Source organism: Aequorivita sinensis, assembly GCF_006346335.1.
Classification (GTDB): domain Bacteria; phylum Bacteroidota; class Bacteroidia; order Flavobacteriales; family Flavobacteriaceae; genus Aequorivita; species Aequorivita sinensis.
Map to the genome: position 1 here is coordinate 457,636 of NZ_VDMC01000002.1, position 13,817 is coordinate 471,452.

Sequence of the window (13,817 nt, forward strand, 5' to 3'; positions counted from 1 at the left end):
GTATTTTGCGAAGGTAATTTAAAATCTTTATCCCGTGCTTATGCTGTGGGATTTTATACGAAAATACAAACTTTACTTTAAGGCGATGTTCAAAATTTGGCAAAGAAGACGAAGTCTAACAAAGTAATACACTATGAAGAAAATACTAATCATACAAAACAAACGTATTGGCGATGTGCTACTGAGCTCTGTTATTGCTAATAATATTAAAAAAGTATTTCCTAATAGTGAAGTTTCCTTTTTTGCTTACGATTATACTATTGGTGTACTTGAAAACAACCCAAATATCGATCGTATATTTTCAATAAACCAAAAAGAGCTTAAGCGTCTGCCCAAACTTTTTGAAACTGCTTTAAAAATTAGAGAGCAGAATTACGATATTATCTTCGACCCTTATGCTAAGTTTCAAAGTAGAATTATTTGTCTTACAAGCAAAGCTCAGTACAGAGTTGGCTTCAAAAAAGCACATAAAAAACTAAAACTTCCTTTTTATACGCATCCAATAAATTTTAAAAAGAAAGCCACATTGCCTTGCGGAAGAGGGATTGAGGATAGAGTTAACTTAGTACATCAAGTTTTTCCATTGGCAGAACCTGACTATGTACCAAAAATATATTTAAGCGAAATAGAGAAATCCGAAAATAAATTACAAAACATTAGTGGGCCTGTTATAATGTTTGGGGTTTTAGGAAGCACGCCAAATAAATCTATGCCCTACGAGTATATTGTTGAGCTTATAGATTTTGTCACCAAAAACTATAAGGCTACCATCCTTTTCAATTATGCACCTCATCAAAAAGAAGAAGCTTTAAAAATATACAATGCGTGTGCGCACAAGGAAAAGATAAATATGGAAATTTATGAATATAGCATTCGTGGCTTTGCAGTATTAATGAGTCAATGCGATATGTTAATCAGTAATGAAGGAGGCAGTGTTCACATAGCAAAGGCGGTAAACAAACCAACTTTCACAATATACTCACCTTATATAGATAAAGATGCTTGGAATAGTTTTGAAGATGAAGTATTCCATCAATCCATTCATCTACTAGAAGAAGTTCCAGACCTATTTAAAAGCTTTACTCCAGAAGAAAGAAGGTCGATTGAGAAAAACCCTCAAGAGCTTTACAAGGAATTAAAATCTGAAATGATTCTCAAAAAGTTGAAGCCCTATTTAGCGCATCACCTTTCTGATGTAAAAGTCTAGTTAGTTTCTACTTTTTCCTTTAAAACACTTTCAGGAGCATCAGTCTTTAGAATTCCGTATTTCGTCCAAACTCTTTTTTCTTGTTTTGTAATACGTCTTATAGCTTTGTTTTTTACAAACATGTCTTTAGTAACATACCCTCGAGCGTGATCTAAATGTAAGGTTACTGTGCTATATCGAATTTGAAGGGGTTTTATTCCGTAGTTCATTAAGCGCTCGCCCATTTCACGGTCTTCCCCACCGTATTGCATACGTTCGTCGAATCCATTTACTGCAATTACATCCTTACGCCACCCTGAAGCATTGTTACCATCCCAAGTAGCACTAGTAGGAGTAAACGTATTTAGAAAATCTTCTTTAAAACCATAAGAAGTAAGTTTGTTTATCTTGAATGTTTTCTTCAATCCTTGTTTTAATAACCATTTTGCATTAAAACAACGTTGCAGTTTTATATCTTCTCTTGTAATTTTTTTAGAAATACTCATGGTAAGTTTGAAGTAACCCGCAGAAAGAAAACATCCTGTACGACTTAAGCCAAGGTGTGTAGAAACTAAATCGTTTCTTGGAATACAATCCCCATCTGTAAAAATGAGGTACTCCCCTTTTGAAGCTACAATTGCTTTATTGAGAATTTTTGTTTTTTGAAAACCGTGGTCTTCTTGCCAAACGTGTGTGATTTTTAAAGGAGAATTCTCTTTAAAGGAATCAATCATTCTTTTGGTTTCGTCTCCCGAACCATCGTCGGCAATAATAATTTCAAAATTCTTTTCAAGTTGTTGCTCAAATCCCCAAAGTGCTTTTTGTAACCATTCAGGTTGATTGTAGGTACTTACAATAACCGAAACATAAGGCGAATCATCATCATTTTTTACAATGCCGTAATTGGTCCATTTTTTATTTTGATTACGTGTAACCTTACGTATTGCTAAATTCTTTTCAATAGACTCTTCGTTCTTATACCCTCTTGGATGATCAAGATGTAAAACAACCGCATTGTAGCGAATCTGTTTACTTTTAATTCCATAATTCATCAGTCTTTCGCCAAGTTCACGATCCTGTCCGCCGTATTGCATACGTTCGTCAAAACCATTTATAGCAACAATATCTTTCTTCCACCCGGAAGCATTATGTCCATTCCAACTAGCATTAGTAGGAGTTAAAGCATTTAAAACCTTAGCTTTTACAGAACCAGAGTAAAGTTTGTTGTTTTTAAATGAAGATTTTAATCCGTGTTTTTTAAGCCACTTTACATCAAAACATCTTTCGGTATAAATATCTTCTTTGGTAATTTTCTTTGAAATTTCCATTGGCAGCATAAAATATCCACCTGACAGAAAATATCCTTCTTCACGATATTTTACGTGTTGTTCCACAAAATCTTTTCGCGGAATACAGTCGCCATCGCTCATAATAATATACTCGGTACTACACTGCTTAATGGCTTTATTAAGAATTTCAGACTTCTGAAAACCTTTGTCTTCGTGCCAAACGTGAACGATTGGATAGAAAACCTCTTCTTGCATTTTTTCTAGCAATAGCCGTGTTTCATCGTCTGAACCGTCATCTGCAATTACAACTTCAAACTGTCTATATGTTTGATTATTATAACCGTACAGCACTTTTGTCAACCATTCGGTAGAATTGTAAGTGCTAATTATTATGGAGGTGTTAAGCTGCTTCATTTATGCAAAGATAAAGTTATTTAGGAAGTTGGCGCACAAAACAAAAAGTAGTAATTTCGAAATGTATTTTAAATCTTTAGCTAAAATTAAAAAACTGCGATTTTACGAAGAAATAATTAATTATTTTTCGTGAAATTCTGCTGAGAAAATATGCCGAAACTAACTGTAATCATACCTACTTTCAACGAAGAAGCCTATCTTGAAGACGCCTTGTTTTCAGTAGCTTTTGCCGATGAAATTATTGTTGTAGATTCATATAGCACAGACAAAACCCCAGAAATAGCTAAGAAATATGCCACTAAGTTTCTACAACGAGCGTTCGACAATTTTTCAAGTCAGAAAAACTTCGCATTAAAAGAAGCAACTGGAGATTGGATTCTATTTATTGATGCCGACGAGCGCGTAACGCATTCTTTGGAAGCCGAAATTTTAGAAACTATACAAAATCCGGAACACGGCGGATATAAAATTAATTTTCCGCATTTTTATATGAATCGTTTTCTCTATCACCACAGCGATGATGTATTGCGATTAGTAAAGCGGGAAGGAGCAAAATTCACAGGTTCGGTCCACGAAAAATTACACTGTAACGGAAGCATAGGAAAATTAAAAAATAAAATGCTCCATTTTACCTACAAGGGACTGGATAATTATATTCAAAAAAAAGAATCGTACGCCTGGTTTCAAGCACAACAACAATTTGACAAAGGGAAAAAAGCAACTTGGCTTCACCTCTTTATAAAACCTACTTATCGATTTTTTAGATCGTTTGTATTAAAGGGAGGTTTTCGAGACGGGGTGCCAGGACTTACAGTTGCCGCTGTAAATGCATACGGAGTTTTTGAAAGGTATGTAAAGTTAATGCTATTGCGAAAAGGAATACAATAATACACATTGTAAGTAAGAAAGGTAAAAACATTATTTTTACACAAATCACATTCAGTTTTTGAAAAACACAGCAAAAATTTCAGCCATTGCCATAACGCTTAATGAAGCGCATAACATCGAAGCTTATATAGATAGTCTTTGGTTTGCCGATGAAATCATCATTGTAGATTCATATAGTACAGATGAAACAGTTTCTTTAGCGGAAAAACACGAGAAGGTTACAGTGTACCAAAGAAAATTTGATAACTTTTCGGCTCAAAAAAACTTTGCGATTTCAAAAGCGAAAAATGATTGGGTTACTTTTTTCGATTTAGACGAAGAAGTAACTCCAAAATTAGCTGACGAAATTGTTGAACTAGCGAAAAACCCAAAAGCTATAGCCTATTATGTAAAACGCGATTTCTATTTTATGGGAAAACGTATAAAGTACAGCGGTTTGCAAAACGATTATATCGTAAGGTTTTTCAATAAAAATCATTGTCAATACAACGCCAATTTAGTTCACGAAACTTTAGAAACCGATGGGAAAACTGAAAATCTAAAAAACAGTTTACCACATCACACATATAAATCCTTCGACGATTACACCGCAAAAATGCATAAATACAGTGCATTACAAGCTAAAATGCTTTATAAAAAAGGGAAGAAACCTACCTATTATCACTTCCTCTTTAGGCCATATTATCGGTTTTGGAATCAGTTTATATTTCGTTTGGGAATTCTCGACGGAAAAGAAGGGTTTATCTTAGCCTACGTGAGTGCATTTTCAGTATTTAAACGATATATTAATCTTTGGTTACTTTATAGAAAAATAGCTTAAAAAAAACCTATGAGTCACAAAATAGCTATCATCTTTCTCGATGAAATTCACCATATATATCATTTTGTGAGTGTAGCAGTAGAACTTGCAAAAACCAATCAAGTACATATTCTCACCCATTCTGGAAAAAATACTTTTCTACACGAATCTCTTAAGAAGCTTAATGATAAAAACGTAGTAGTTGAAAAAATGCCAACAGCTGCCTTTAGAGAATTTACTGATAGAATAAAAGGCAGACAACTACCTAGAAAAGGCTTTTGGATAAAAAAGCACAAGAAATATATACTAAATAATTTTGATGCGATAGTCTTTACCGATTACTATCATAAATACCTCTTAAAAGCTAGAGAAGATCGCAATAAACCAAAGTTTATATTTTTAGAACACGGTACACCTGGAAGAGCTTATGCTTATAATAAAGACATCTTAGATTTTGATTTTCACCTACAATGTGGGAAATTTCACAATAAGTCTTTAAAAGAAATGCAATTGCTAAATGAAGAATATAAAGTTACAGGTTATCCAAAACTAGATGTGGTAAAATTGGATAAATCCGAGCCTATTTTCACCAATAACAAACCGACAGTTTTATACAATCCACACTTTACTCCTCCCCTTTCGTCTTGGCATTTTATGGGGCTCGAAATCTTGGAGTTTTTTTATAAGTCGAAAGATTACAATTTAATTTTCGCTCCGCATATTAATCTTTTCAATAAAGTTGGAGGTGACGACCCCGCCGCAATACCAAAAAAATATTATACTGCTGAAAACATATATATAGATTTGGGAAGCGATAAAAGTGTAAATATGACTTATACAAAAGCTGCCGATATCTATATTGGTGACGTCTCTAGTCAGGTTTACGAGTTTATGACTAATCCACGTCCTTGTATATTTTTAAACCCTGAAGGCGTCGATTATAAAGATGATATTAATTATCGTTTTTGGCAATGCGGTGATGCGATTAATTCTATTAATGAATTAAATGAAGTATTAAAAATTTCCAAAGAAAACCATCAGAAAACTTATAAGTCTATACAAGAGGAAATAACTTCAGAAAATTACTACACAGAAGAAGGCTCCACTCCTTCAGAAAGAGCCGCTAGTGCGATAAATGAATATCTCGATAATGTTTTATAAGTAAGCGTCAATTCCTTTTTTACACCATGTACTTTTTTCGGCAATAGTTTTTTCTTGAATTGCATCATTGCGTTTAAACTCACTTTTATCTTTTACTTTATGCCAAATGTGGTAAACTATTCCGCGGTAACGTAGGCGTTGTCCTAAAACACCGTTGTTTATCATCCTGAGTATTAATTCTGAATCTTCTCTTCCCCAACCTTCAAACTCTTCGTTATAACCATTAACAGCTAATACATCCTTCTTCCAAAACGACACATTACAACCTCTCATTTTCTTTGAAATCTCTTTATGTCTGCCATACATTCTACTCAACAATGGAATCCGTAAGTTTCGAGTTCGCTTTTTTATTCCCTTATCGAAAAAACCGAATTGTAGTTTTCTATTCTTGAAAAGTTCTGTTAAGTAATCTTCTTGAATGTTTACTCTACTTCCATACAAATAAGTGTTTTCTTTTGCCATTGCAATATGATCGCCCACAAAGCTTTTATGCATTATGCAATCGCCATCAATCTGCACAATGTAGTCTCCCGTTGCTCCAGCAATTGCCTTATTAAGAATAATCGCTTTTCTAAACCCATTGTCTTCGTGCCAAAAATGACGAATAGGTACTATTGATTTACTTTTAAAACTATCTATCAACGCTTTTGTTTCCTCGGTAGAGCCATCATCGGCAATCAATATTTCATCTGCCTGAATTTTTTGATTTATAGCACTCGACATTACTAAATCAAGGGCTTCGGGCCAGTTGTAGGTAGAAATAAGTAAGGAGGTTTTCATTTGTTGAGAGATTTCTTCAAAGATATATTTTTTACCAAAACTAGATAAGTTCAATTTTATTGAAATTAGACAAGGATAATGCTGCTTTTTTGAAGAACTTTGCAATTAAGCAAAATTTAGCAGATGAATATCAAAGACGAAACAAACAATGCCCTTTTAACTCTTAAAAAAGGGGGACTTATTTTATATCCTACAGACACAGTTTGGGGAATAGGATGCGATGCTACAAATGCCGAAGCGGTAGAAAAAGTATTTAAACTAAAGCAAAGGAGTGATGATAAATCTTTGATTTGTTTAGTGAGTGATTTTAAAATGTTAAATGAATTTATAGAGGATGTTCCTGAAGTTGCTTATGATATCTTAAAGTATGCTGCAAAGCCAACAACCATTATTTACGACGACCCTATTCGCATAGCTGAGAATATTATTGCCAAGGACAATACACTAGCTATACGAGTGGTTAAGGATGATTTTTGTAAAACCTTGATTAGAAAATTTCGCAAACCTATTGTTTCTACATCAGCAAATATTTCCGGAACGCCCACTCCTGGAACTTACTCCGAAATAGACCCTTTAATTTTGGAAGGCGTGGACTATGTTGTAAATTTGCACCGCGATAAAAAAACTGGAAAACCTTCGGCAATTATTAAACTTGGAAATGATGGAAGTGTAAAGGTAATGCGCAAATAGAAATTGAAACAAGACTAAAGAGAAACAAGAAACATAACGGCTTATCTAGCAAGGTATTAATACGCTGCTAGCATAAACGCTTCATCTTAAAAGATAGTAATTTTAAAAATATTTACGCCTTTGCTTCTCTGCTAGAAATAATAAATGGCAAAACAAACATACATATCGGCATTAGAGAATCCTATTTTTAGAACAATCTCTAAGGCTGCGTCTAATTTAAACCTTGAAACTTATGTTATTGGAGGTTACGTCCGCGATTTTATTTTAAAACGCGGTGAAGCCAAAGATATTGATATAGTAGCAGTTGGTAGTGGAATTGACCTTGCTGAAGAAGTAGCTAGACTCTTACCTGGTAAACCAAAGGTATCAGTTTTTAAAACCTATGGTACGGCCATGTTAAAAAGTGGCAGAATAGAACTTGAATTTGTAGGAGCACGTAAAGAATCTTATACAGAAGAAAGTAGAAACCCAGCAGTAGAAAACGGCACCCTTGAAGACGACCAAAACCGAAGAGATTTCACTATAAACGCCCTGGCGCTTAGCCTTGGCTATGAGAATTACGGTGAGCTTCTCGATCCTTTTAACGGTATTAAAGATCTTCAAAAGAAAATTATAAGAACTCCACTAAATCCTGATATTACATATAGCGACGATCCATTGCGAATGCTGCGTGCCATTCGATTTGCAACGCAATTAGATTTTGTTATTGAAAAAGAGTCCTTGAATTCTATCACAAAAAACGCTGAAAGAATTAAAATAATCTCAAAAGAGCGAGTGGTAGATGAAATTAATAAGATTTTACTTTCAGATGTACCTTCTAAAGGGTTTACGTTATTACATAAAACAGGATTATTAAGCTACATCCTTCCTGAGCTAATGGCTTTACAAGGTATTGATGAAAAAGAAGGGCAAACCCATAAAGACAACTTCTGGCATACATTAGAAGTGGTAGATAATATTTCTAAAACTACAGACGATTTATGGTTGCGATGGGCTGCTTTATTACACGACATTGGGAAAGCCCCAACAAAAAAGTTTGATAAAAAAATAGGCTGGACATTTCACGCACACGAATTTGTGGGTGCGAAAATGGTTTATAAACTTTTTAAGCGCTTAAAAATGCCATTAAACGACAAGATGAAGTTCGTTCAAAAAATGGTTTTAATGAGTTCACGTCCAATTGCTTTAGCCAGTGACGTTACTGACAGCGCTGTAAGGAGATTAATTTTTGATGCTGGCGAATACGTGGAAGATTTAATGACCCTTTGCGAAGCAGATATCACCACTAAAAATCCTAAAAAATTTAAAAAATACCACGCAAACTTTCAATTAGTTCGCGAAAAAATCGTGGAAGTTGAAGAGCGCGATCACGTTCGTAATTTTCAACCGCCCGTTTCTGGGGAAGAAATTATGGAGACTTTTAATTTAAAGCCTTCTCGTGAAATTGGAATTATAAAAGATGCAATTAAAGAAGCTATTCTAGAAGGGGAAATCCCTAATGAATATGAAGCAGCAAAGGCATTTATGCTAAAAAAAGGTGCAGATTTAGGCTTAAAAAAAAATTAAACTAATGTTTAGAAAATCAATTAAAGTTTCAATTGTACTAGTTTACCTAGTAATTATCGCTGGGGCTATGGTACGAATGACTGGCTCTGGAATGGGTTGCCCAGATTGGCCAAAATGTTTCGGGTATTATATACCACCTACAGAAATTTCTGAATTAGAATGGGCCCCCGAAAGAACATTTAAAAAAGGACAGGTAATTATTCACAACGATGCCTTATACGTTGCAAAAGAAGATTTTACAACCTCCAATCAATACACCGATTCTCATTGGGAATTATACACCAAGCACGACTATGCTACCTTCAACGTATGGCACACATGGATTGAATATGTAAACCGATTATTTGGAGCTTTATCTGGTTTTGCAATTCTTATCATGGCAATATTTTCACTTCGAAAATGGAAAACTAAAAAACAACTTACCATCTTATCCTGGGTAAGCGTTGGATTATTAGTATTTCAAGCTTGGCTAGGAGCTACAGTAGTTTACTCGGTGCTTTCTCCTGTTAAAATTACCATCCATATGGTTATGGCCTTGGTTATTTTGGCAGTATTACTTTATATCCTATATGCTTCAAAAGAAAAGCCAGTAAATTATTTCACCTCTAGAAGTTATAGAACACTTATCCTCTTTGCAGTAGTCCTAACACTTATACAAGTGGTTTTAGGTACTCAGGTTCGTGAATTTGTTGATGAACGCGTCAAAGAAATTGGATATAATTCCCCAGAATTATGGTTGGAAAACCCGAGATTAGACTTCTATTTACATCGCTCTTTTTCAATATTAGTAGTTTTAGTAAACCTATCATTGTGGTATTTCAATAGAAAAAGAAACTATGGATTAAAGTATTTAGATGCTCTAATTTTATTAATTCTCGCTGAAGCATTCACAGGAATCTTAATGTATTATTTTGATTTTCCTGTACTCTCACAACCGCTTCATCTCGTTATTGCCACATTGCTCTTTGGAGTTCAATTTTATATATTGTTGGAAGCATTTCTAACCAATAGAACGAGTAAAAGTTTGTAACTTTGCGCACTAATTTTTTTATAGCTTAAATGGTTTACCGATTTAGAATTATACTAGACACCGAAGAAGATGTATTTAGAGACATCGAGATAGAAGCTTCTGCTACCTTAGAAGATTTCCACAATGCAATTACCCAATCTTTTGGATTTGACGGCCAAGAAATGGCTTCATTCTACACTAGTAATGAGTTTTGGGAAGAAGAAGAGGAAATTTCACTTTTTGATGTAAGTGATGAACCTGGCGGTATAAGAGTAATGGGCGATACTTATTTAGAAGATGTGGTAGATAAGGACAACACTCGACTACTTTATGTTTACGATTTTCTAAATATGTGGACGTTTATGGTAGAATTAGCCGACATAGGTGAAGTTGAAACTGGACGAATTTATCCAAACCTAATGTACTCTCAAGGTGAAATTCCTGCTGAAGCACCTGAAAAAGAGTTCATTTCGGAACCTATAGAAGGTGATGATGATGATGATGATGATTTTTTTGATGACGATTACGATTTAGATCCAGAAGACTACGACAGTCTGGATTTTGATGAAAACTGGAACTAGCTATTAGTAACAGATCATTATTAGAAGGTAGTACAACACATTTACATTCCTAAAATTTTAATATCTAATATTCTATATGATAAACCTTTTTTCTACTCATATTGCATCTCTTTCAATCCACAGAGTGGGTAACAAAAGCCGTGGGGAAGATATTTTTCTTTCTGCCGAGCCTTATAAAATGGATGATGAAATTACCCCATTGTTAAAAGAGTTTTTCTTAAAGCCTTTTCGTGAAAAAGAAGAGAACTACTTTAAGTTTTCACACGAAGCCGATTTAGAGTTTCACGAATTGTATAACAACGCAAATAACATATTTAACAATCCTGAAAACATACACGAAGAGAGTAAAAAAATTGCTACTTATCTCTTTAATCAGTCTGAGCATCCACATATTAAAAGTGGTGAGGTTTACGTAGCTTATCTTGAAGGTGTACAATTGGACAATGTGAAGATGGACGCCATTGGTGTTTTTAAAAGTGAATTGAAACAAGATTTTCTTCAGTTTTTAGAAGAAGGAAATTCACTGGACGCAATGTTACAACAAGGTGTAAGTTTAAATAAACTTGATAAAGGTTGCATCATTTTCAACGCTAACAAAGAAGAAGGATACAAAATACTTTCAGTAGATAGCAACCGCTATGATGCGCGTTATTGGTTAGAAAGCTTCCTAGGTGTAGAACCGCTAGCTGACGACAACTTTCACACCAAAAAATACTTGAAGTTCTGTCAAGACTTCGCCAAGGATGTTGTTTTACCTGCCGAAGATAAAAAGCAGGAAGTAATGTTTATGAACCGAGCAGTAAATCATTTTGCGAAAAATGACACTTTTGAAGAAACTGCTTTTATGAATGAAGTAATTGACAACCCTGATTTATTACCAGAATTCCGTAATTATAAAACTGAAAAAGCGCCTAAATACAGCATCGAAGATTTAACGACATTCCCAATTGCAAATACCGCTGTAACAGCAGCGAGAAAAAAAATTAAGAATGTTATCAATTTGGATACCAACATACAAATCAAACTCGATTTCATAAACCCTGAAAGCGCAGATAAATTTGTAGAGAAAGGTTGGGATGAGGAGAAGCAAATGTACTACTACTTAGTTTACTTCAATAAAGAACAGAAAGTATAGCTGTAGCCAAACAATAAAATAAAAAGAGCAAAACATTTAAATTTTAAATGTTTTGCTCTTTTTGTATTTAGACATTCCGTTTATACTGTTTACAAACGGAATGTTTTTTACATTAATATGATTAGTTTCCTAATTCACTGATGAATTTTATACGATAAAGTCTTAGTTCTTCTTCATCGTAATCTCCATCAAACTCATCCATAGCTGCTTTAATTTCATCGGTACTTGCCTCAAGGAAATAATCGTGGATTTCTTCTTGCTGATCTTCATCTAACACTTCATCTATCCAATAATCGATATTTAATTTTGTTCCACTATACACGATAGCCTCCATTTCTTTAATAAACTCAGGCATTTCAAGGCCTTTTGCATCAGCAATATCTGGTAGAGAAAGCTTTCTGTCTACGTTTTGAATGATATACAACTTAAGGGAGCTATTGCTACCTGTAGATTTTACAACAAAATCTTCAGGTCTTATAATATCATTTTCTTCAACGTAATCCTGAATTAATTTTAAAAACGACTTTCCGTATTTCTTTGCCTTCCCTTCTCCTACCCCATGAACGTTAGATAGCTCTTCTAGTGTAATAGGATATTTTAAAGCCATATCTTCCAAAGATGGTTCTTGGAAAATCACAAATGGTGGCAACTCTAGCTTATTAGCAACTTTTTTAAGTTCAGCTTTTAATAATTTAAAAAGTGTATCATCTACTACATCTCCTCCTTGTTTAGCCGAAACTATTATATCGTCGTTAGCATCTTTAAATGAATGATCTTCCATCATCATAAAAGTTGTAGGAGACTTAATGAATTCCTTCCCGGCATCTGTAAGTTTAATTACACCGTAGGTTTCAATGTCTTTCTTTAGGTAACCAGCAACGAGTAACTGACGCAATAACGCCATCCAATAAGCAGCGTCATGGTCAGCTCCTGATGCGAAATACTCTTGTGTATCTGTTCTATGCGATTTAATTAAGGCGTTTACTTTCCCAATCAAAACATTTACAACCTCTTTACTCTTATACTGTTGATTAGATTTTAAAACAACCTCCAACAGCTTTTTAGCTTCTGCTGTAGCTTCGTGTTTCTTTTTAGGATGACGCATATTATCGTCCATCATTCCACCTTCACCGGTTTCATTGTCAAATTCTTCTCCAAAATAATGAAGAATAAATTTTCGTCTAGACATAGAAGTTTCAGCAAAACCTACTACTTCTTGTAGAAGTGCGTGTCCAATCTCCTGTTCGGCAACTGGTTTTCCACTCATAAACTTCTCTAGCTTTTCTATGTCTTTATAGCTATAAAAAGCTAAACAATGACCTTCTCCACCATCGCGACCGGCGCGACCAGTTTCTTGATAGTAGCTTTCAATACTCTTCGGTATATCGTTATGGATAACAAAGCGTACATCGGGTTTATCGATTCCCATTCCAAAAGCAATGGTAGCAACAACCACATCCACATCTTCCATCAAGAACATATCTTGATGTTTTACACGTGTTTTTCCATCGAGCCCTGCATGATACGGAACAGCTTTTATACCATTCACCTGCAAAGCTTGGGCGAGTTCCTCAACTCTTTTTCGGCTTAAACAGTAAATAATTCCGCTTTTACCTTCGTTCTGTTTTACAAAACGAATAATATCCGCATCTACATTTTTCGTTTTTGGACGAATTTCATAGTACAAATTTGGACGGTTAAAAGAAGCTTTAAACGTATTAGCATCCTGCATCGATAAATTCTTCAGAATGTCTTCTTGTACTTTTGGAGTAGCGGTTGCCGTAAGACCGATAATAGGAATATCGTTTCCTATACGAGTAATAATACTTTTAAGATTTCTATATTCAGGTCTAAAATCGTGCCCCCATTCACTTATACAATGCGCTTCATCAATGGCTAAAAATGAAATTTTTTGAGTTTGAAGAAAATCAACATACTCATCTTTAGTTAGCGATTCGGGAGCAACATAAAGCAGTTTGGTAATTCCGCTAGCAATATCACTTTTAACTTGTTTTACTTCAGTTTTATTAAGCGATGAGTTTAATACATGCGCTATTCCATCTTCTGATGATAAGGCACGTAATGCATCTACTTGATTTTTCATAAGTGCTATTAGCGGGGAAACTACTATAGCTGTTCCTTCTTGCATAAGTGCAGGAAGTTGATAGCAGAGGGATTTACCTCCGCCTGTTGGCATAATTACAAAAGTATTATTGCCTTCCAGGATGCTTTTAATAACATCCTCTTGCAAACCTTTAAATTGAGAAAATCCAAAATATTTCTTTAAGTCTGCGTAAATGTCATAATCTACCACGTCAT

12 protein-coding genes and 1 pseudogene are annotated in these 13,817 nt (G+C 34.5%); 9 read left to right on the top strand and 4 right to left on the bottom strand.

Annotation, left to right across the window (positions count from 1 at the left end):
* The first annotated feature begins 133 nt into the window (after positions 1-133).
* Positions 134-1,207: a glycosyltransferase family 9 protein gene (locus FHP04_RS05045; protein WP_139854896.1), complete on the top strand. Its 1,074-nt coding sequence runs from the start codon at positions 134-136 to the stop codon at positions 1,205-1,207.
* Here FHP04_RS05045 and FHP04_RS14695 read toward each other — a convergent pair.
* Positions 1,204-2,082, bottom strand: coding sequence for a glycosyltransferase family 2 protein (locus FHP04_RS14695; RefSeq protein ID WP_246051397.1), 879 nt, complete (start codon positions 2,080-2,082; stop codon positions 1,204-1,206). The genes FHP04_RS05045 and FHP04_RS14695 overlap by 4 nt on opposite strands.
* Positions 2,071-2,889 (bottom strand): annotated as a pseudogene (locus FHP04_RS14700) (glycosyltransferase family 2 protein); the annotation flags it as partial. The pseudogene FHP04_RS14700 and the gene FHP04_RS14695, both read right to left, overlap by 12 nt.
* A gap of 150 nt (positions 2,890-3,039) precedes the next feature.
* On the opposite strand from FHP04_RS14700, the gene FHP04_RS05055 reads away from it, so the two are divergent.
* The 3 genes from FHP04_RS05055 to FHP04_RS05065 are packed head-to-tail and all read left to right on the top strand — an operon-like array spanning position 3,040 to position 5,737.
* On the top strand, positions 3,040-3,777 hold the full coding sequence (locus FHP04_RS05055; protein WP_139854898.1) for a glycosyltransferase family 2 protein: 738 nt from the start codon (positions 3,040-3,042) through the stop codon (positions 3,775-3,777).
* Positions 3,778-3,835: 58 nt separating this feature from the next.
* Positions 3,836-4,597 (top strand): glycosyltransferase family 2 protein, encoded by a 762-nt coding sequence (locus FHP04_RS05060; RefSeq protein ID WP_139854899.1) that lies wholly within the window; start codon positions 3,836-3,838, stop codon positions 4,595-4,597.
* 9 nt (positions 4,598-4,606) lie between these two features.
* A complete protein-coding gene (locus tag FHP04_RS05065) occupies positions 4,607-5,737 on the top strand; it encodes a CDP-glycerol glycerophosphotransferase family protein (protein WP_139854900.1) in 1,131 nt (376 codons plus the stop codon).
* Here the strand turns inward: FHP04_RS05065 and FHP04_RS05070 are convergent.
* A complete protein-coding gene (locus FHP04_RS05070) occupies positions 5,732-6,517 on the bottom strand; it encodes a glycosyltransferase family 2 protein (protein WP_139854901.1) in 786 nt (261 codons plus the stop codon). The two genes, FHP04_RS05065 and FHP04_RS05070, sit on opposite strands and share 6 nt — an antisense overlap.
* A 123-nt stretch (positions 6,518-6,640) precedes the next feature.
* On the opposite strand from FHP04_RS05070, the gene FHP04_RS05075 reads away from it, so the two are divergent.
* From FHP04_RS05075 to FHP04_RS05095, 5 genes are all read left to right on the top strand, one after another.
* Positions 6,641-7,207, top strand: a complete 567-nt coding sequence (locus tag FHP04_RS05075) for an L-threonylcarbamoyladenylate synthase (protein WP_139854902.1) — start codon at positions 6,641-6,643, stop codon at positions 7,205-7,207.
* 144 nt (positions 7,208-7,351) lie between these two features.
* Positions 7,352-8,773 (top strand): CCA tRNA nucleotidyltransferase, encoded by a 1,422-nt coding sequence (locus FHP04_RS05080; RefSeq protein ID WP_139854903.1) that lies wholly within the window; start codon positions 7,352-7,354, stop codon positions 8,771-8,773.
* 4 nt (positions 8,774-8,777) lie between these two features.
* On the top strand, positions 8,778-9,803 hold the full coding sequence (locus FHP04_RS05085; protein ID WP_139854904.1) for a COX15/CtaA family protein: 1,026 nt from the start codon (positions 8,778-8,780) through the stop codon (positions 9,801-9,803).
* A 29-nt stretch (positions 9,804-9,832) separates the two neighbouring features.
* Complete coding sequence (locus tag FHP04_RS05090; RefSeq protein WP_139854905.1) at positions 9,833-10,363, top strand: IS1096 element passenger TnpR family protein; 531 nt, start codon at positions 9,833-9,835, stop codon at positions 10,361-10,363.
* 76 nt (positions 10,364-10,439) lie between these two features.
* Positions 10,440-11,498, top strand: a complete 1,059-nt coding sequence (locus FHP04_RS05095; protein ID WP_139854906.1) for a nucleoid-associated protein — start codon at positions 10,440-10,442, stop codon at positions 11,496-11,498.
* A 121-nt stretch (positions 11,499-11,619) separates the two neighbouring features.
* On the opposite strand, the gene recQ is transcribed toward FHP04_RS05095, so the two are convergent.
* Entirely contained in the window at positions 11,620-13,812 is a 2,193-nt protein-coding gene (recQ, locus tag FHP04_RS05100) for a DNA helicase RecQ (protein WP_139854907.1), read from the bottom strand.
* Between the last annotated feature and the right edge of the window lie 5 nt (positions 13,813-13,817).

Excerpts from the sequence above, each read along its gene's own strand:
- FHP04_RS05045 (WP_139854896.1), top strand. The coding sequence starts at position 134 with ATGAAGAAAATACTAATCATACAAAACAAACGTATTGGCGATGTGCTA.
- FHP04_RS05055 (WP_139854898.1), top strand. The coding sequence starts at position 3,040 with ATGCCGAAACTAACTGTAATCATACCTACTTTCAACGAAGAAGCCTAT.
- FHP04_RS05065 (WP_139854900.1), top strand. The coding sequence starts at position 4,607 with ATGAGTCACAAAATAGCTATCATCTTTCTCGATGAAATTCACCATATA.
- FHP04_RS05070 (WP_139854901.1), bottom strand. The coding sequence starts at position 6,517 with ATGAAAACCTCCTTACTTATTTCTACCTACAACTGGCCCGAAGCCCTT.
- FHP04_RS05075 (WP_139854902.1), top strand. The coding sequence starts at position 6,641 with ATGAATATCAAAGACGAAACAAACAATGCCCTTTTAACTCTTAAAAAA.
- FHP04_RS05080 (WP_139854903.1), top strand. The coding sequence starts at position 7,352 with ATGGCAAAACAAACATACATATCGGCATTAGAGAATCCTATTTTTAGA.
- FHP04_RS05085 (WP_139854904.1), top strand. The coding sequence starts at position 8,778 with ATGTTTAGAAAATCAATTAAAGTTTCAATTGTACTAGTTTACCTAGTA.
- FHP04_RS05090 (WP_139854905.1), top strand. The coding sequence starts at position 9,833 with ATGGTTTACCGATTTAGAATTATACTAGACACCGAAGAAGATGTATTT.
- FHP04_RS05095 (WP_139854906.1), top strand. The coding sequence starts at position 10,440 with ATGATAAACCTTTTTTCTACTCATATTGCATCTCTTTCAATCCACAGA.